Consider the following 17,234-nt stretch of genomic DNA (forward strand, 5'->3'; position numbering starts at 1 on the left):
GGCTACTACACCGCTCAGGCTGGGAAGTCCGCATCGCCGCCGACGGCCTCCCCGAGTTCCTCCCACCAGCATTCCTGGACAGGGAACGAAAACCCAGGCGCAACAACCTGCACCAACCGCTGCCCTTCGCAGCGTGACAACCGAACACGGGAAAGGCCCGCAGCCAGACGGCTACGGGCCTACACCCACGTGATCACCCCGGTAGATCCCGCTACCGCCTTAAACCGTGCCACCACAGCGTCTCCCAATCGATTACCCGTGTGCAGCCGGCAAGCACCGCCGCCACCCCAGCAGCTGGCCACCCCACGCCCCATCCATCGACAGGCACTGCCACCACCCAAATCACAAAGGGCCACCCTCGCCACAACCCGCCGGCAAGTCCGCCGTCACCTCAACCACAACCGACCACCCCCGCAGACAAGCACCACCCCAACCACAACCGGCTACCCCAGCGCAAGCAAGCACCGCCCCCACCCCACCCGACCACCACCCCGCAGGCAAACACTGCCCCACCACCACCGACCGCCCCAACGCAAGCAAGCACCGCCCTCACCCCAACCACGACCGCCTATCCCGCGCCACTAACCGCCGGCGAGCACCACCCCCATCCCAACCACAACCATTCGCCCGCCACCCGCACGCTCACCATCCGCCACCACAGACCAGCGCAAAAACCGCAGCGGCACCCACTCGTCAGTCACGAACCCTGGAATGGCCGTAGTCGCGGCCGACGAGGAACTCCGAGGCGGCGAAGGCACCGGCCTCCCCGGCACGGCGTAAGGCCTGGCCGACGAACCACAACCTCCCGCAGCCGACTACCGCCACCCGCGCCCCGGGAGCCGGCAGGTGCGCGGCGGCGAACGCCCGGCGACCTCCGCCGCCATCAAGGTGCACCTACCGCGTCCAACGGGCACGAAAAAGGCCACCCTCGACGAGGGTGGCCTGCGAAGAAACCCGCGGCGGAGCCAACAGAGCCGCTCAGAGACCGGCGGCCACAATCACGGCGAACCTACCTCGACCTACGCCGCCAAAGGCCTGTGACCACCGCCAATGCCCGAGACCGGGGCGTCCGCTCCGCGACCGGCTCCGGCCCGACCCGGCGGCGCATCCGGTACGCCAGCTCGAGCACCTCCAGGTCCTCGGGCCGGCGTCTGCCGTGGACGTCCGGGCGGAGCATCAGCTCGCCCACCGTAACTGGCTTGCCACTGGCACGGTGCGCCGTGCGCGCCATCGGGAACCTCCGCTGCATTGGGCCGACCGGACCTGTTGGCTGCAGATTCTATGAATCGGATTCGGGTTCGTCACCTTACTGGCCAGTTGTGTCCGGCGTGTCACCCGGCGCGCTAGCCTCGACTGCATGATCACCACTGGGGGCCTCACCACGGAAGACCGGCCGGCCTGGGAAAACCTGTTCGCCGGCTACAACACGTTCTACGGCCGGACGCTCGCACCCGAACTCGTGGACCGCGCCTGGCGCGAGTTCGAAAGCGGCGAGCGGATGCACGCGCTCGGCGCGCGGCTCGACGGCGAGCTCGTCGGCATCGTGCACTTCTTCACGCACCCCAGCACGACCTCCGCCGACGTCTGCTACCTGCAGGACCTGTTCACCGACGGCAAAGCCCGCGGCCGCGGGGCCGGCCGGGCGCTGATCGAAGCCGTCGCCGACTGGGCGCGGGCGCAAAGCTGCGTGCGCGTCTACTGGCACACGCAGACCTCGAACACGACCGCGCGGCGGCTCTACGACCAGGTCGCGCTCGACAAGGGTTTCATGCAGTACCAAATCCCGCTCTGACGTCACCGGCGGTGGCGGCCGCAGCCGTCGTGCCGGCCGTGGGACGACGGCTGGTGCTCGGCCCACCCGCGCCACCACGCCGAAAAGTCCGGGATCTCGTGCCGGACCGGCGCCGCCTTCTTCGCCGGAGACGGCGCCCGTGCCGGAGCCGGCGCCTTCAAAAGCTTCTGCGGCTTCACCTTGCCGACGATCTTGATCGCCTTCGCCAGATTTCCGCGATGGGCCGGCACGCCGACGGAATTCGAAACCGGCTGAACCACAACCGGCGCGGCTTCGTCGGAATGACCAGCCGCGGGAACGGATTTCGGAGCCGGCGCGGCGGGCGGCACGACGACTTCCGCGGGAAACGGCACCAGCGCCGCAGCCGGCGGTTCCAGCCCGACCGGCGGCCACGACGCTCCCGCGCCCCGTTCGACCGGCATCGACACCGCGGTGGCGACGCCGCCGGTCAATGCCAGCGCGCCGGCGACCACGGAGAACACCCGCAACCGGGCCAACGACCGCAGCGCCGGCGATTTCTCCCGGTGCCGCGGGGGCTCGCGGTGACGACCGTCCGCCGCGGACCGGACCAGCAGCTCGGCGACCGTGACCGCGTCGCCGCGCGGAGCCCTGCGTGCCATCAAACCCTCCACCTGGGCCGACCGGACGCGGGCAACTGCGTCCGGACGGCCGATCATAGGAATGGTTCGGGCCTCTGTAAAGGTTCGTTCACCCAGCGTTCCTAAACAAGCCTGCCGCCGCCGTCCACGTGCAGCACCGTGCCCGTCACGAACGGATTCGCCAGCGCCTGCAGAGTCGCCGCCGCGACATCCGCCGGCCGGCCCACCCGGCGCGCCGGATTCGCTTCCGCGGTCCGGCGGAGGAAATCGTCCTTCCCCTCGCCGAGGCGGTCCCACGCGCCGGAGTCGACGATGCCCGGGGAAACGGCGTTGACCCGGATCGGCGCGAGCTCGACCGCGAGCGCTTCCGCGAGGAACGCGACCGCGCCGTTCGTCGTGGCCATCACGACCCGCTCACGCGCCGGGCGCCACGCCGCTATCCCGGAGAACAACGCGATCGCGCCACCGTCCCGGAACCTCGGCGCGAACTCACGAGCCAGCAGCAACGGCCCGATCACCTTGGCGTCGAAGGCCCGGACGACCGCGTCCCGCGAAAGCGCCGAGACGGGCCCGTTCGCCGGCGCCGCCGCGAGTGTGACGAGGTAATCGAGTTCGCCGACCTCTTCGGCAAGCGCTTTCAGCGACGATTCGTCGCCGAGATCCGCGAATGCGGCGCGAATACCGGGAACGTCGATCCGCGCCGGATTCCGCCCTGCCAAGACTACTTCCGCACCCACCGCATACGCGTCCGCCGCGATCCGGCGCGCGATCCCCGAACCCCCGCCGACGACGACCAGCCGCTTTCCTTCGAACGACATTTCCGTGCTCCTTCCGTTTCGCACACCGGAGTCAGCGCGGAACGCCGCCGGAACCATCCCGTCGTGATCCGAATCTTTTCGATGGCTGCGATAGAATCGCCTAATGCCTACCCTGCGCGCGCTCGAGTGCCTGGTCGCGGTGCTGGACGCCGGTTCGATCACCGAGGCGGCCGCGCGGCTGCACCTGTCGCAGCCCGCGCTGTCCCACCAGATCGGCGCGCTCGAACGGGAACTGGGCACGCCGGTGCTCGAACGGCTGCCGCGCGGGGTCCGGCCCACCGCCACCGGGCGCGCGATCCTGGCCGACGCACGGGCGGCGCTGGCCGCCGCCGACCGCGTGGTCCGGACCGGCCGCGCGGTGGCCGGCGGCGGCGAGGGCACGCTGCGGATCGCGTGCGCGGAGACCATGACCGCCGGGCTGCTCGCGCCCGTGCTGCGGGCCTGGCACCGGCACCGTCCCGGCGTGCTGATCACGCTGACCGAGACGACGAGCGCGGACGCGCTGGTGACAGCGCTGGAAGCGGGCGAAGCGGACGTCGCGGTCGGGCCGCGGCCGAGCCGCTGGACCGGGCACACGGAGCTGGTGGGGCGCGAGGAGGTCGTCGTCGCGCTGGCCGCGGACCACCCGCTCGCCACCCGGGCGGCGCTACCGATGGCCGACCTGGCCGGCCTGCCGGTGGTGCACTACCACCCGGACAACGGCCTCGGGAGCTGGCTCGACGAGGAGGCGGCGCGGCGTGGAACCGTGCTGAGCGCGGTGATGCGGACGAAGCAGGCGGCGACGGCGGCGCAGCTCGCAGCGGCGGGGCTGGGCGTGGCGCTGGTCCCGGCGACCGCGCTGACCCGCACGTTCGCCGGCGCGCTGCGGCGGCTGAAGCCTGCGCTGCACCGCGACGTCGTGACGTTCACCGCGACGCCGTCGGATCCACTCGTCCGGCGGTTTTCCGCGGACGTAAGGCACCGCGGGATCGCCCTTCCGGGCGCTCTCCAGGGCAAACTCTCCTCAGAGGCACGTTAAGTCCTGGTGAATGTGACAGATTCCCTACGAAGGTTTTGTGCCATCAGGACGAACTTCGCTTCGTCGCTCCGATTTCGCTGTGCTATTCGCCAAAGTTTGGTTCCATCGGATAGCTTGCTCCTACCGGTCAGTACCGGTGGGTGAGGCCGATCGGGTGAGGCGATCAGCGAAGATCGAGGGAAGCGGGGACGCACCATGGCGAAGCACCGGCCACGTCGCAAGAGCTCGCGGGCGGTCCGCCGCGCCGCGGCCGCGCTCGCGGGCGGAGCGCTCGTCGTGCTGCCGACGCTGACCACCGGCCTGCCCGCGCCGGTCGTGGTCGCCAACGCCGGGGACGCCCTGCCGGACCAGGCCGCCCCGCTGCAGCAGCCGAACATCGTCATGCCGCCCGTCGCCGTCGACGGCAGCCTCCCGCAGCCGCCGCTGCCCACCCCGCTGGTCGTGCCCGGCGGGCGCGCGGGCTCCGCGGGCATCTCCGGGCCGCTCGGCATCCCGGGGAGCATGCTCAAGGCCTACCAGAACGCCGCCGACATCCTGGCCAAGGAGCAGCCGAACTGCCACCTGGACTGGGCGCTGATCGCGAGCATCGGCCGGATCGAGTCGAACCACGCGCGCGGCGGGTACGTCAACGCCAACGGCGACACCCTGGAGCCGATCCTCGGCCCGGTGCTCAACGGCGCCGGCGCGTTCGCCGCGATCCCGGACACCGACGGCGGCAAGTACGACGGCGACGCGGTCTGGGACCGCGCGGTCGGCCCGACGCAGTTCATCCCGTCGACGTGGCGCGGCTACGCCTCCGACGGCAACGGCGACGGCGTGTCGAACCCGAACAACATCTACGACGAGGCCCTGGCCACCGCGCGCTACCTGTGCTCGGGCGGGCTGGACCTGTCGACGGACGCGGGCCAGCGCCTGGCCGTCCGCCGCTACAACAACTCCCAGTCCTATGTGGACACTGTGCTGGCGTGGGCCGCGGCCTACCGCGGCGGGGTGGCCCAGCTGCCCGACAGCGACGTCCCGATCGGCACGCCGAACGCCCCGGACGCGGCCGCCGCCGGTGGCCCGGTCGGCGCGCCCGCCCCGCCGGCGCCGCCGGTGGCCGCCCAGCCGCCGGGCTCGCTCCCGGTCACGACGACGCCGCCGGCCACCACGCCGCCGTCGTCCACCCCGACCACCAAGCCGAGCACGCCGACGAGCGGGACGACGACACCGCCGCCCTCGTCCACCACGCCGCCGGAGACGACGCCGACCACGCCCACGACCAGCTCCGCGGCACCGACCAGCACCGCCGCCGACTCGGCGAGCACGCCCACCGAGTCCACCACGACCAGCCCGACGGGGTGAGCCCGGTGGAGCCGTTCCTGGTGCACATCCGCTGCGACACCGACGGCTACACCCACGCCGTCACCGAGGACGAGTTCGCTGCGGGCCGGCACGACGGTCGGTTCCGGGCGGTCTGCGGGCACATGGTGCTGGCGGCGCCGATGATCGAGGCACCCGGCCGGTTCGACCCGCTCTGCCGGGACGTCCTGCGCGCGGCTCCGGCGCCCGAAGTGCCGAGCCAGGAGCGACGCCGGTTGCGGTGGCGCGCCCGGCGCTAGCCGACCAGCGCCTGGATGCCGTCGAGCATGCGGTCGAGGCCGAACTCGTAGGCCGCGTCGCCCTGGCCCTTCGGGCTCTCGTCGAAGCCGCCGCCGAGCCAGATCCGGTTCATCGCCGGGTGCGCGTCGACCACGAAGTAGTTCTCCCAGAAGGATGACCGCTGGTGCCACCAGGCCTCGGTCGACTGCCCGGTGCTGCGCTCGAGGCGGGTGTTCTCCGCGCCGAGCGCCGCGTTCGCGTCGACGTACGTGCCGATCCCGTTGGCCGCCGCGACGGCCTGGCGCGGCGGCAGCCCCAGACCGTCCATGATGGACAGCAGGTACTCCTGGCCCGCCAGCTGGCCGGGCCCGAGCGGCGGCCGGACCCGCGACACCTCGCACAGCCACGGGTGTTCGCGGTACGCCTCGCGCGTCCGCTCCGCGTACAGCGCCACCTGCGCGCGCCAGTCCGCCGGCCGCGGCTCGCCCGGGCCGGGCAGCCGCCGCCCGACGAGCACGTCGTCGACCATCAGGTCCACCAGCTCGGCCTTGCCGGGGACGTACGTGTAGAGCGTCATGGTGCCGGCGCCGAGCTCCTTGGCGACGCGGTGCATCGACGCGGCCACCAGCCCGTCGGCGTCCGCGACCGCGATCGCCGCGGCCACGATCCGCTCGATGGTCAGCGTCGGGCGGCGGCCCCGGGTCGGCTCGGCCGCGCCGCCGCGGGCGCGCCAGAGCAGCGCGAGCGTCCGGTCCACGTCGTCGGCACCAGTGCGTTCGGCGGTCATGCGCTCCCCTCGCTCCCCGCCGGTGATCCTACCCGGGCCGCCCGCCCGACCTGGCATTCTGGAGGCATGACCCGACGCAAGCCGCCCAAGGTCTCCTTCCGCTGGTGGGTCGACCGGCAGATCGACGAGGCCCGCGACCGCGGCGAGTTCGACGACCTGCCCGGCACCGGCAAGCCGCTGCCGAAGCCCACCGGCAACGACGCGGCGACCGACTGGGTGCTGCGGCAGGTCCGGGCCGGCGGCCACGACACCAAGGCGTTGCTGCCGCCGGCGCTCGCGCTCAAGCGCGAAGTCCAGGACCTGCCGGGCCGGCTCACGGCCGAGCGGACCGAGCAAGGGGTGCGTGAGGTCGTCGGCGACCTCAACGAGCGGATCCGCCAGGCCTACCTCAACCACCACACGGGCCCGCCGCTCACGGTGGCGCTGGTGGACGTCGAAGAGGCCGTCAAGGACTGGCGGCGCTCACGAGCCGCGTCGTAGCAACGCCCGTTCCGCGGCCGTCCACGCCGTCGTCGTGAGCAGGTAGATCCCGGCGGCCTGCGGCAGGACGAGCGTCGCGAGCACGGTGCCGTACGGCAGCAGCCGGATCAGCTTCCCGCCCGGGACGCCGTCGGCGGGCTGCCGGTTCTGCCGGACCGAGAACCACGCGACGACCGCCAGCCCGGCCGCGATGACGAACACCAGCGGGCTGCCGGCGAGGCCGTGCGCGCCCAGCGGCGTCCCCAGGAGGGTCGCACCGAGCAGCGAGTTGGGTTCGCCGCCGATGACCGGCGTCGTGAAGAGCCGGTACATGACCGTGAAGAACGGCAGCTGCAGCAGCATCGGCAGGCAGCCGCTGAACAGCGAGGTCCCGGACTCCTGCTGCAGCTTCGTCACTTCCGCGGCGAGCCGGTCGCGGTCACCTCCGTGCTTCGCTTGCAGGGTCTTGATTTCCGGCAGCAACGCGGCCCGGGCGCGCTCGCCGCGAGCCGCCGACCGGGCGAGCGGGTGCAGCAGGAGCCGCACGCCGAGGGTGAACAGGACGATGGCCAGCGCCGTCGAGAACGGGCCGGTCAGGGCGTGGATCAGGTGGTACGCGCCGGCGACGGGCACGTCGAGAAAGCCGAACATGGGCAGCACTCCGCATGAGTGGAAGGGGTGTGGGTGAGCGGAATGGCTGCGTCGAAGGGGTTCCTACGCAGCCGTGCTGCGGGAACCGGGTGCTCGTGGCCTGCTGCGTCCCGGGGCGCCGGGGTCGCGTAGCCGGATCGACTCGGCACGCCGGGCGCGCCGGCGCAGGGCGGTCGCGCGGCTGCGCACCGGCGCCGACCAGAGGGCGAGCTCACCGCGGTGGGTGCTGCCGACCAGCAGCACGACCAGGAGGCTCGCGGCGGCGATGGAGGCGAAGGCGACCAGCGCCGTCGGGCTCGCGAGGACGGGGAACGCCAGCTCCAGCAGTGTGTTCACGCCCTGGTCACCCCCTATCGTCCGAGACCCCAGGGTAGCGGAATCGCGACCCCGGTGGTCCGGGGTAACAGCCCGATGGGCTGTAACCTGGTTCGATGAGAGGCCAATTCGTCGTCGTGCCGATCCTGGCGCTGATCCTGCTGTTCACCGTGCCGTGGTGGACGCTCGTCCTCGCGCCGGACTGGGGCACGGCGGCCACGGTCGCCGGCACCGTGGTGTTCGCGCTGGGCCTGGTGACGATGCCGGTCGCGATGTTCCGCGGCCACGCGCGGCACCAGGACGGCGCCGCGCGCCTCGGCGACTCGCTGCTGGCCGTGATCTGGGTGCTGTTCAGCTGGTCGGTCCTGAGCCTGGTGCTGCGCGTCGCGCTGCTCGGCGTCGACGACCCGGCGCGCTCGCGGATCGTCGCGGGCGTGACGTTCGCGGTGGCGGCCGGCCTGCTCGTACACGGCAACCGCGTCGCGATGCGGGTGCCGCCGGTGAAGGCGACCGACGTCGTCATCCCGCGGCTCGGCCCCGGCCTCGACGGCCTGCGCGTCGCCGTGCTGACCGACACCCACTACGGCCCGATCGACCGGACGAAGTGGTCGGAGCAGGTCGTCGCGGCGGTCAACGCCTTGGACGCGGACGTCGTCTGCCACGCGGGCGACCTGGCCGACGGCGCGGTGGCCGAGCGCCGCAAGCAGGTCGACCCGCTCGGCGGCGTCCAGGCCGCGCTCGGCCGGTTCTACATCACCGGCAACCACGAGTACTTCGGCGAGGCCCAGGCCTGGATCGACCACATGGAAGGGCTCGGCTGGGACACCCTGCACAACCGCTCGACGCTCCTGGAGCGCGACGGCGACCGCATCGTGTTCGCCGGCATCGACGACCCGACCGGCTCGGCGTCCGGCCTGCCCGGCCACGGCCCCGACCTGGCCGCGGCACTGGCGGACGCGCCGGCGGACGTCCCGGTGGTCCTGCTGGCGCACCAGCCGAAGCAGGTCAAGCAGGCGCGCGAAGCCGGCGTCGCGCTGCAGATCTCGGGGCACACGCACGGCGGCCAGATCTGGCCGTTCCACCTCCTGGTGCGGCTCGACCAGCCGACGCTGTCCGGGTTGACCCGGCACGGGCCGACCCAGCTGTACAACAGCCGGGGCACCGGGTTCTGGGGTCCGCCGTTCCGGGTCTTCGCGCCCAGCGAGATCACGCTCCTCACGCTGCGCTCCGCCTGACTTCAAGCCATGGCGACCCCTCTCGTGGCGAGCGACTTCGCCACCGACAAGTTTTTTTGTCTTGACAGTTTCGACCGTCGGATGCCACGCTGTCCGCCATGACCACCACGACGCTTCCCACCAGCACCTTCCCGACCACCCGCACGCTGCTGACCGGCGGGATCCTCGCCGGGCCCGTCTTCGTCGCCACCGGTGTCCTCCAGGGCTTGACCCGCGCCGGCTTCGACTTCACGCGGCATCCCGCGAGCGTCCTGTCCAACGGGTCGCTCGGCTTCGTCCAGATCACGAACTTCCTGGTCACCGGCCTGCTCACGGTCGCGGCGGCGGCCGGGATCCGGCGCGTCCTGCCCGGCCGGTGGGGGCCGAGACTGCTGACGGTCTACGGCGTCAGCCTGCTGTGCGCCGGTGTCTTCCGCGCCGACCCGCAGGACGGCTTCCCGGCCGGCACGCCCGCCGGACCGCCGTCGACCGTCAGCTGGCACGGCATCCTGCACTTCGCCGCCGGCGGCGTCGGGTTCCTCGCCCTGGTCGCGGCCTGCTTCGCGATCGGCTCGCACCTCTCGCCCGCGCGAGCGTGGTACTCGCGGCTCAGCGGGTTGCTGTTCCTCGCGGGCTTCGCGGGCGTAGCGTCCGGATCGACGAGCCCGGTCGTCACCCTCGGCTTCTGGGCGGCCGTCGTGATCGCTTTCGCCTGGCTCGCCACCACGTCCGCCCACCTGCTGCCGCGAGGAGAATCCCGATGAGCACGACGGTTTCCGCCGACGGCACGAAGATCGCCTACACCCGGGCCGGGTCCGGCCCGGCGCTCGTCCTGGTCGACGGCGCGATGTGCTACCGCGGCTCGTCCCCGAACGACGCGCTCGCGAAGGAGCTGGCCCCGCACTTCACGGTGTACACCTACGACCGCCGTGGCCGCGGCGAGAGCGGCGACACCGGGCCGTACGCGGTCGAGCGTGAGGTCGAGGACCTCGCCGCGCTGAGCAAAGAGGCGGGCGGCGAGGTGTTCCTGTTCGGCATCTCGTCGGGCGTGGCGCTGGCGCTCGAAGCGGCCCGCAGCCTCCCGGTGACGAAGCTGGCGCTGTACGAACCCCCGTTCGTCGTGGACGACACGCGTCCCCGCGTCCCGGCCGACTACCCGGCCCGGCTCGACGCCGCACTCGCCGACGGCAAGCCGGGCAAGGCGGTCAAGATGTTCATGACCGAGGGCGTGGGCCTGGGCCGCGCGACGGTGGCGCTGATGCGGATCATGCCGTTCTGGGCGAAGCTCAAGCGCGTGGCCCACACGATCCCCTACGACACGGCACTGGTCGTCGATTACCAGGCCGGCGAGCCCTTGCCCGCGGCGTGGCCGGAGGTGAAGGTCCCGACGCTGGTGGCGGACGGCGGCAAGAGCCCGGAGTGGATGCGCCACGGCGTGGCATCACTGGCGAAGGTGCTCCCGCAAGCGGAGTACAAAACACTGCCGGGCCAGACGCACATCGTGAAAGCCGCGGCGCTGGCCCCGGTACTGCAGGAGTTCTACCTGGACTAGCCGCCCTCGTCACAACTCCCTTGCCCGAGCGATCACCGGGCGGGCAGGGTGCAGGCGTGCCCACCCGCGCCCTGGTCTTCGACTTCGACGGGACCCTCGCCGACACCGAGTCCGCCGTGCTGCAGTCGTGGCGGGAGCTCTTCCTCGACCACGGCGTCGAGCTGCCGATGGCTGCTTGGTACGCCGTCATCGGTACCCAGCACACCACGCCGGCCATGTTCGCCCTGCTCGCCGAGCACGTCCCCGGCATCGACCCCGAGGCGCTGCGGCCGAAGACGAAAGCCCGCGTCTTCGAACTCCTCGACGAGCTGGGCCCGCGCGAAGGCGTCCTGGCCTACCTCGAAGACGCTCGCGAACGGGGCCTCAAACTGGCCGTCGCCTCCAGCTCGTCCGGGGCCTGGGTGAACCCGCACCTCGAGCGGCTCGGGATCGCGCCCTACTTCGACGCCGTCCTCACCGGGGACCGCCACCAGGCCAAGCCCGACCCCGACCTCTACCTCGCCGCGCTGGCCGCCCTTGGGGCCGGACCACAGGAGACCATCGCCTTCGAGGACACGCCCCACGGCGTCACCTCCGCCAAGGCCGCCGGGCTGACCTGCGTCGCCGTGCCGAACGCGATCACCGAAAGCCTCGACTTCGGCCAGGCCGACGTCGTGCTGCCGTCGTTCACCGCGAAGCCGCTCGAGGCCCTACTGACCCACTAGCTCGAGCAGCCGGTCCAGGAACGGCAGCTGGCCCTTGACCAGCTTCTCGCGCGCGACTTCCAGCGAGAACCACGCGACCCGGTCCACCTCGGGGAACTCCTGCTGACGGCCCGAGCGCGGCGGCCACTCCATCGTGAACGTCCCCGGCACCACCGCCGCCGGATCGAGGTCGGCCTCGACCGCCCACGCCGTGACGACCTTGCCGCCCGACTGCTTCACCTCGCCCAGCGGGACGTACTCACCCGCGGGCGCCGGCAGGCCCAGCTCCTCCTCGAACTCGCGCCGCGCCGCCTTCTCCGGCGGCTCGTCCGGGTCCAGCTCGCCCTTGGGCAGCGACCACGCCGCCGCGTCCTTCTTCGCCCAGAACGGCCCGCCCATGTGCCCGAGCAGCACTTCGACGTCCTCGCCCCGCCCGCGGTGGAGCAGGAGCCCGGCACTGCGTTTGCCCGCCATCGCCCCAGTCAACCGCATGCGGCCGGTCGGCCGAACAGGACACCGGCGTTCGTCGCCCGGGGCCGGCGGCCGACGGCGTCATAAGCGGCCCGGATGCTGACCTGCGTGGCGGTGAGGACCGGACGGCCGGCGGCTTCGTCGAGCCGGTCGGCGATCGTGGCCGTGTGCAGTGCGGTTTCGGGCAGGACCACGGCCTGGGCCTCGCCGTGCAGGCACGACCGGACGAGCGCTTCGATCCGGCCGCTGGTCCACCCGGCGAGTTCGCGGTCGGAAGGAGCATCCGCGTCGACGCGGCAGACGGTGGTCGCGCCGGCCTCGGCCAGCCGCCGGACGAAGTGATCACTGGCCGAGGGGTGGTAGACCGACGCCAGTGCCACCCTGGTCAGCCCGAGCCGCCGCACGGCGTGCTGGAACGCCGAAGTCGTGCTGACGGCAGGCAACCCGGTCAGCCGCCGCAGGGTGCGGAGCTGGTGGCCGACGCCGTGCTCGCCGTGCAGGAAACTGGCGCTGGTGACGGCGAAGATCGCCGCGTCGAAGCCGTCCAGTGCGGGGATCGCCTGTTCGAGGTGGGCGTCCGAGCCGAGTTCGCGGACCGCGGCGTAGGTCTGTTCGGTGTCGAGCGCGGACAGGTCGCCGACGCCTTCCGGCCACGGGAAGTGGACCGGGACGACCTCGGCCGGCGGATCGCAGCGGGCGGCGAGGTCGATGAAGTCGTCCTCAGCGGCGTCCGGCGTGGGGTAGAGCAGGGCCAAACGGATCACCCTGGCGAGTACCCCGGCCGGTCCCCGGAAACTCGTTCAAGATTTTTCCGTGGGGTTGTCGATCCGGGGAGAAGCCACTCGACGCGTAGGCAGAAGGCAAGGAAGAACCCAGGGAAGGAACCCGCAATGACCACCACCACCGCCCGCGACACCCAGTCCCGCACCGCCGCCACCACGACCGCCCCGGTCACCGGCATCGTCGTCGGCGCGAGCCGGATCGTGATCTCGTTCCTCTTCGGCTTCCACGGCCTGCAGGGATTCGGCTTCTTCGGCGGCATCGACGGCCAGGGCGGCGGCGTCCCGTTCGGCTCGTTCCCCGGCTGGTGGGGCAGCCTGCTCGAGCTCGTGGGCGCGGTCCTGCTGCTCGTCGGGCTCGCCAGCAGGCCGGCCGCGATCCTGCTCTCCGGCGTGATGGCCTACGCCTACTTCACCGTGCACGCCCCGATGGGTCTGCTGCCGCTGCAGAACATGGGCGAGCCCGCCGCGGTCTACTCGTGGGTCTTCCTGCTGTTCGCCGCGATCGGCCCCGGCCGCCTCGCGCTCGACAACCTGCGCAAGCGCTGACGGAAGAAGACGCGCGGTCCGATCTAGTAGCCGCCCTGGGCGGCCGCCAGGTCGGACCGCGCCATCACGTGTTCCATCAGGCTGGTCAGGACCTGCTTCGTCGACTCGCGCTCGCGGGCGTCGCACAGCAGCAGCGGGACGTCCATGCCGACGTCGAGCGCCTGCCGGACCTCCTCGGTGCCGTAGCGGTACGCGCCGTCGAAGCAGTTCACGCCGACGACGAACGGCAGGTTGCGGCGCTCGAAGAAGTCGACCGCCGCGAAGCAGCTGTCCAGCCGGCGGGTGTCGGCCAGCACGACGGCGCCGAGCGCGCCCTCCGCCAGCTCGTCCCACATGAACCAGAACCGGTCCTGCCCCGGCGTGCCGAACAGGTACAGGATCAGGTCCGGGTTGATCGTGATGCGGCCGAAGTCGAGCGCGACCGTCGTGGTGGTCTTCTGCTCGATCCCCGAGAGGTCGTCGACCCCCTCGGACGCGGTCGTGATGACCTCTTCGGTCCGCAGTGGCGGCACTTCGCTCACCGAGCCGACCATCGTGGTCTTGCCGACCCCGAACCCGCCGGCGATGAGTACCTTGACCGCGGTCGCGGTCAGGTTCCGCCGGGGGTCAGAGTTTCCGGATGCCATCAAGGACCGCCTGCAATACGTGTCGGTTGGGGGTTTCCTGGACCGGTGCCGCGGTGCGGAACAGCACCAGGTTCTGCTCGATGAGGTCGCTGAGCATCACCTTGACCACCGGCAGCGGCAGGTCGACGCGGGCGGCGACCTCCGCCACCGAGACCGGCCGCTGGCACAGGGCGATGATGCGCGCGTACTCCGGTTCGAGCATGCCCGCTTCGTGCGCCGTCCGCAGCGCGACGACGAGCGTGATGAGGTCGAGCCCGAGCGTGTCCGACCGGGTGCGGCCGCCCGTGACCGCGTAGGACCGGACCAGGGGGCCGGCCTCGTCGTCGAACCAGGCTTCGTGCCGTCCGCTCATGGCGACGTGGGCAGGACGCCGGCGCCGGTCCGCGGAGCCGAAGTGAGTACCTGGCCGACCCGCTTCACCATCAGGTTCATCTCGTACGCGACGAGGCCCATGTCCGCGTCTTCGCGGGCCAGGAGCGCGAGGCAGGCGCCCCGGCCGGCCGCCGTCACGAACAGGAACGCGTGGTCCATCTCGACCATCGTCTGCCGGACGTTGCCGCCGCCGAAGTGCCGGCCGGTCCCGCGGGCGAGGCTCTGGAACGCCGAGGCGACCGCCGAGAGGTGCTCGGCGTCCTCCTCGGACAGGTTGCCCGACCGCCCGATGAGCAGGCCGTCCGAGGACAGGACCACCGCGCGGTCCGCCCCGGCGACCCGCTTGACGAGGTCGTCCAGCAGCCAGTCGAGCTCACTGACGTTGGCCATTAGTCGCGCTCTCCGTACCTGTCGTCGTTCTCAGCCGGTTCTTCGTCACGGGCCCGGCGGGTGCCCTGCTGGAAAGCGGACAGCCTGCTGCGGGCGGCTTCCGGCGAGTCCAGCCTGACCTCTTCGCGTTCCTGTGCGGGCCTATCTTCCCGCAGCTGCGGCACGAGGCTCTGCTGACGTCGCCGTTGCGGCAGCGGCGGGCGGCCGGGGGCCTCCGGGCGGCGCGGCTGCGAGGGCCGGCCTTCGGACACCGCGGGCCGCGGCTCCGACGGCGGCCACACCGGCGGCTGCGCGGCCGGGCGGGCCGGGCGCGACGTCCGGGCGGGCGGCGCGGCCGGGCGCACCGGGCCGACCGCCGGCTGCGCCTGCGTCGGCTGGCTGACCGGCTCGGACACCGGCACCGAGCCGACCGGGACCGGCGTCGGCGCGGACGGCGGCTGCGCCGGGGCCGGCGGCGCGACGGGCGCGACCGGCTCGGGCTGGGTCACCGGGGCCGGCGGCTCGGTGCGGTGGCGGGCCGGGCGGCGGACCGGCCGCCGCAGCGGCGCGACCTCGTCGTTCACCGGCTCCGGCTCGGCCGGGTTCGGCACGAGCTCCGGCTTCGGCGGGGTGATCGGCTGCTCCGGCTCGGACTCCGCCAAGGGGGCCAGCAGGTCGGTGCGCACCAGGACGATGGCCCGGGTGCCGCCGTAGGCCGACTCGCGCAGGTGCACCTGGATGCCGTGGCGGGCGGCCAGCCGCGCGACCACGAACAGGCCGAGGCGCGGTTCGTCGGACAGGGCCATGATCCCGAAGTCCGGCGGGTTGGCCAGCATCGAGTTGATCTCTTCGGTCTGGTCCGGCTCGAGCCCGAGGCCCTGGTCCTCGACCTCGATCACGACGCCCTTGCCGACGACGTTGCCGCGCACCTCGACCCGCGACTGCGGCGGCGAGAACGACGTCGCGTTGTCGATCAGCTCGGCGAGCAGGTGCACGAGGTCGCCGACGACCGGGCCGCGGATGGCGATCTGCGGCAGCGCGGCCGTCTTCACCCGGGCGAAGTCCTCGGTCTCGGCGGACGCGCCGCGGACCAGCTCGGCCAGCCCGACCGGGTTGCGCCACTGCCGGCCCGGCTGCCCGCCGCCGAGGATGATCAGGTTCTCGGCGTTGCGGCGGGCGCGGGTGGAGAGGTGGTCGAGCTGGAACAGGGTGTCCAGCTGCTCCGGGTCCTCCTGCTTGCGCTCGGCCTGGTCGAGCACCTTGAGCTGGCGGTGCACGATGACCTGGCTGCGGTGGGCGATGTTGAGGAACACCGTCTTGGTGCCCTCCTTGATCTTCGCCTCTTCGATGGCGGCCGCGATGGCGGTCTGCTGCGCCTTGTTGAACGCGTCGGCGACCTGGCCGATCTCGTCGGTGCCGTGGTCGAGGAAGTGGCCGCCCTCTTCGAGGTCGACGGGCTCGCCCGCCTGGACCCGGGCGACCAGCTCGGGCAGCCGGACCTCGGCCGCGTCGAGGGTGTCCTCGCGCAGCCGGTGCAGCCGGCCGATGAGCCGGTTCGACAGCCGGACGGCGACGAACACCACGAAGACCGCGAACAGGACCGCGATCACGCCGGCGATCAGCGACTCGGTGAACGTCGAGTCGGCGTCGTCGATGGCGGCCGCGCTCGCGTTCGAGCTCTGCGCCACGAAGATGCCCATCAGGGCGTCGCCGACCTGGCGGGCGGCGGTGCGCCACTGGTCCTGCGCGACCGGCAGCTTCGACAGGTCACCGCGCAGGAAAGCGGTTTCGACCTGGGTGACCGTCTGCCACGGCTGGCTGGCCAGCAGCTGGTCGTACTTCGCCTTGACCTCGGGGATCATCTTCGGCGCCGACGCGTCGAGCTGCGCGTGGTAGGCACCGACCTGGCCGACGTAGGTGCGGAACTCGTCGTTGCCGAGGCCGCCCGCGGCCAGCCCGGCCGCGGCGAGGGCGTCACTGCGCTGCATCTCGTCCGCCGCGGTGAACAGCGGGATGGCGGTCAGCCGGTCGAACGCGTTCTGCGCGCCGCGGGCGTTCTGCGCCAGCCCGGCGACACCGTCGGTGAACTGGTCGATGATCTTGTTGTAGTAGGTGAACGCCTGCAGCATCTGGATCTGGCCGCCGTCGACCGCCTGGCGCGTCTGCGGCAGCTGCTGGAACAGCCCGAAGAACGTGGCGATGTTCTTCTGGACGCTCGGCGGCGTGCCGTCGTAGTCGGCGAAGTTGTCGCGGAGGTTCTCGATCTCCTTCGCGGCGGTCGCGTCGACCTTCGGCCGGATGGCCGCGAGCACGGCGCGTTGGTTGCCCTGGCCGGCCAGGAGGCTCAGCGTCGCCTGGCGCTCCTGCTGGAGCGCGGCGAAGAACGGGATCGCCGGGGCTTCCGAGTTCCGGATCTTGGTCGTGTAGTCGCGTGCGCTGACGGCGTCGTAGATGAGGTAGCCCGCGAGGGCCACGCCGACGAGCAGCAAGGCCACACTGGGGATGAGCGCGATCGTGAGCACGCGCTTCCGAATCGAGGATCCCCGGTTGCGTCGAAGAGAAATCTGCTTCACCTGGGTCCGTTTTCCTTCCGGCAGTA

Annotated in this window: 21 protein-coding genes and 1 pseudogene; 11 read left to right on the top strand and 11 right to left on the bottom strand. The window is 72.1% G+C overall.

The annotated features are described in order from the left end of the window. Positions 1 to 137, top strand: a pseudogene (locus tag ABFJ78_RS35250) (HNH endonuclease); the annotation flags it as partial. Positions 138 to 1,357: 1,220 nt separating this feature from the next. Further along, positions 1,358 to 1,792, top strand: coding sequence for a GNAT family N-acetyltransferase (locus tag ABFJ78_RS35255; RefSeq protein WP_436391495.1), 435 nt, complete (start codon positions 1,358 to 1,360; stop codon positions 1,790 to 1,792). Between the two features lie 2 nt (positions 1,793 to 1,794). On the opposite strand, the gene ABFJ78_RS35260 is transcribed toward ABFJ78_RS35255, so the two are convergent. Together ABFJ78_RS35260 and ABFJ78_RS35265 are read right to left on the bottom strand one after the other, a co-directional pair. Continuing rightward, positions 1,795 to 2,412, bottom strand: a complete 618-nt coding sequence (locus ABFJ78_RS35260; protein ID WP_436391497.1) for a hypothetical protein — start codon at positions 2,410 to 2,412, stop codon at positions 1,795 to 1,797. A 101-nt stretch (positions 2,413 to 2,513) separates the two neighbouring features. Beyond that, positions 2,514 to 3,209, bottom strand: a complete 696-nt coding sequence (locus ABFJ78_RS35265) for an SDR family oxidoreductase (protein WP_436391499.1) — start codon at positions 3,207 to 3,209, stop codon at positions 2,514 to 2,516. A gap of 103 nt (positions 3,210 to 3,312) precedes the next feature. Here ABFJ78_RS35265 and ABFJ78_RS35270 point away from each other — a divergent pair, with 103 nt between their 5' ends. The 3 genes from ABFJ78_RS35270 to ABFJ78_RS35280 all read left to right on the top strand — a co-directional run bounded on the left by ABFJ78_RS35270 (position 3,313) and on the right by ABFJ78_RS35280 (position 5,828). Further along, the gene (locus tag ABFJ78_RS35270; RefSeq protein WP_436391501.1) at positions 3,313 to 4,227 is read left to right on the top strand and encodes a LysR family transcriptional regulator; all 915 of its coding nucleotides are present in this window, start codon (positions 3,313 to 3,315) and stop codon (positions 4,225 to 4,227) included. Positions 4,228 to 4,422: 195 nt separating this feature from the next. Continuing rightward, positions 4,423 to 5,571: a lytic transglycosylase domain-containing protein gene (locus tag ABFJ78_RS35275; protein ID WP_436391503.1), complete on the top strand. Its 1,149-nt coding sequence runs from the start codon at positions 4,423 to 4,425 to the stop codon at positions 5,569 to 5,571. A gap of 5 nt (positions 5,572 to 5,576) precedes the next feature. After that, positions 5,577 to 5,828: a hypothetical protein gene (locus ABFJ78_RS35280; RefSeq protein ID WP_436391505.1), complete on the top strand. Its 252-nt coding sequence runs from the start codon at positions 5,577 to 5,579 to the stop codon at positions 5,826 to 5,828. Here ABFJ78_RS35280 and ABFJ78_RS35285 read toward each other — a convergent pair. Further along, positions 5,825 to 6,595, bottom strand: coding sequence for a TetR/AcrR family transcriptional regulator (locus ABFJ78_RS35285; protein ID WP_436391507.1), 771 nt, complete (start codon positions 6,593 to 6,595; stop codon positions 5,825 to 5,827). The two genes, ABFJ78_RS35280 and ABFJ78_RS35285, sit on opposite strands and share 4 nt — an antisense overlap. A 66-nt stretch (positions 6,596 to 6,661) precedes the next feature. Here ABFJ78_RS35285 and ABFJ78_RS35290 point away from each other — a divergent pair, with 66 nt between their 5' ends. Beyond that, positions 6,662 to 7,075: a DUF1992 domain-containing protein gene (locus tag ABFJ78_RS35290; RefSeq protein ID WP_436391509.1), complete on the top strand. Its 414-nt coding sequence runs from the start codon at positions 6,662 to 6,664 to the stop codon at positions 7,073 to 7,075. Here the strand turns inward: ABFJ78_RS35290 and ABFJ78_RS35295 are convergent. Together ABFJ78_RS35295 and ABFJ78_RS35300 are read right to left on the bottom strand one after the other, a co-directional pair. Then, entirely contained in the window at positions 7,058 to 7,705 is a 648-nt protein-coding gene (locus tag ABFJ78_RS35295) for a YidC/Oxa1 family membrane protein insertase (protein ID WP_436391511.1), read from the bottom strand. The genes ABFJ78_RS35290 and ABFJ78_RS35295 overlap by 18 nt on opposite strands. Before the next feature lie 63 nt (positions 7,706 to 7,768). Further along, positions 7,769 to 8,041, bottom strand: a complete 273-nt coding sequence (locus ABFJ78_RS35300) for a DUF6412 domain-containing protein (protein ID WP_372664216.1) — start codon at positions 8,039 to 8,041, stop codon at positions 7,769 to 7,771. 95 nt (positions 8,042 to 8,136) lie between these two features. On the opposite strand from ABFJ78_RS35300, the gene ABFJ78_RS35305 reads away from it, so the two are divergent. From ABFJ78_RS35305 to ABFJ78_RS35320, 4 genes are all read left to right on the top strand, one after another. Continuing rightward, the gene (locus tag ABFJ78_RS35305) at positions 8,137 to 9,255 is read left to right on the top strand and encodes a metallophosphoesterase (RefSeq protein WP_436391513.1); all 1,119 of its coding nucleotides are present in this window, start codon (positions 8,137 to 8,139) and stop codon (positions 9,253 to 9,255) included. A 98-nt stretch (positions 9,256 to 9,353) separates the two neighbouring features. Further along, positions 9,354 to 9,998, top strand: a complete 645-nt coding sequence (locus ABFJ78_RS35310) for a DUF998 domain-containing protein (protein ID WP_436391515.1) — start codon at positions 9,354 to 9,356, stop codon at positions 9,996 to 9,998. Next, complete coding sequence (locus tag ABFJ78_RS35315; RefSeq protein ID WP_436391517.1) at positions 9,995 to 10,786, top strand: alpha/beta fold hydrolase; 792 nt, start codon at positions 9,995 to 9,997, stop codon at positions 10,784 to 10,786. The genes ABFJ78_RS35310 and ABFJ78_RS35315 overlap by 4 nt, the downstream gene beginning before the upstream one ends. A gap of 56 nt (positions 10,787 to 10,842) precedes the next feature. Continuing rightward, a complete protein-coding gene (locus ABFJ78_RS35320) occupies positions 10,843 to 11,490 on the top strand; it encodes an HAD family hydrolase (protein ID WP_436391519.1) in 648 nt (215 codons plus the stop codon). On the opposite strand, the gene ABFJ78_RS35325 is transcribed toward ABFJ78_RS35320, so the two are convergent. Beyond that, positions 11,476 to 11,943 (bottom strand): NUDIX domain-containing protein, encoded by a 468-nt coding sequence (locus ABFJ78_RS35325; protein WP_436391521.1) that lies wholly within the window; start codon positions 11,941 to 11,943, stop codon positions 11,476 to 11,478. The genes ABFJ78_RS35320 and ABFJ78_RS35325 overlap by 15 nt on opposite strands. 8 nt (positions 11,944 to 11,951) lie before the next feature. Beyond that, positions 11,952 to 12,704, bottom strand: a complete 753-nt coding sequence (locus ABFJ78_RS35330; protein ID WP_436391523.1) for a maleate cis-trans isomerase family protein — start codon at positions 12,702 to 12,704, stop codon at positions 11,952 to 11,954. 126 nt (positions 12,705 to 12,830) lie between these two features. Here ABFJ78_RS35330 and ABFJ78_RS35335 point away from each other — a divergent pair, with 126 nt between their 5' ends. Further along, positions 12,831 to 13,268, top strand: coding sequence for a DoxX family protein (locus tag ABFJ78_RS35335; protein ID WP_436391525.1), 438 nt, complete (start codon positions 12,831 to 12,833; stop codon positions 13,266 to 13,268). Positions 13,269 to 13,291: 23 nt separating this feature from the next. On the opposite strand, the gene ABFJ78_RS35340 is transcribed toward ABFJ78_RS35335, so the two are convergent. From ABFJ78_RS35340 to ABFJ78_RS35355, 4 genes are read right to left on the bottom strand one after another with little or no spacing between them, the layout of a single operon-like run. Further along, a complete protein-coding gene (locus ABFJ78_RS35340) occupies positions 13,292 to 13,894 on the bottom strand; it encodes a GTP-binding protein (RefSeq protein WP_086674902.1) in 603 nt (200 codons plus the stop codon). Then, positions 13,875 to 14,246, bottom strand: a complete 372-nt coding sequence (locus tag ABFJ78_RS35345; RefSeq protein WP_072476759.1) for a DUF742 domain-containing protein — start codon at positions 14,244 to 14,246, stop codon at positions 13,875 to 13,877. Before ABFJ78_RS35345 ends, ABFJ78_RS35340 begins: the two co-directional genes overlap by 20 nt. Beyond that, positions 14,243 to 14,656, bottom strand: a complete 414-nt coding sequence (locus ABFJ78_RS35350; protein ID WP_372664208.1) for a roadblock/LC7 domain-containing protein — start codon at positions 14,654 to 14,656, stop codon at positions 14,243 to 14,245. Before ABFJ78_RS35350 ends, ABFJ78_RS35345 begins: the two co-directional genes overlap by 4 nt. After that, on the bottom strand, positions 14,656 to 17,157 hold the full coding sequence (locus ABFJ78_RS35355) for a nitrate- and nitrite sensing domain-containing protein (protein WP_436391527.1): 2,502 nt from the start codon (positions 17,155 to 17,157) through the stop codon (positions 14,656 to 14,658). The genes ABFJ78_RS35350 and ABFJ78_RS35355 overlap by 1 nt, the downstream gene beginning before the upstream one ends. Positions 17,158 to 17,234: the final 77 nt, after the last annotated feature.

The sequence above is a fragment of the Amycolatopsis sp. MEPSY49 genome (assembly GCF_051337345.1).
Taxonomy (GTDB): domain Bacteria; phylum Actinomycetota; class Actinomycetes; order Mycobacteriales; family Pseudonocardiaceae; genus Amycolatopsis.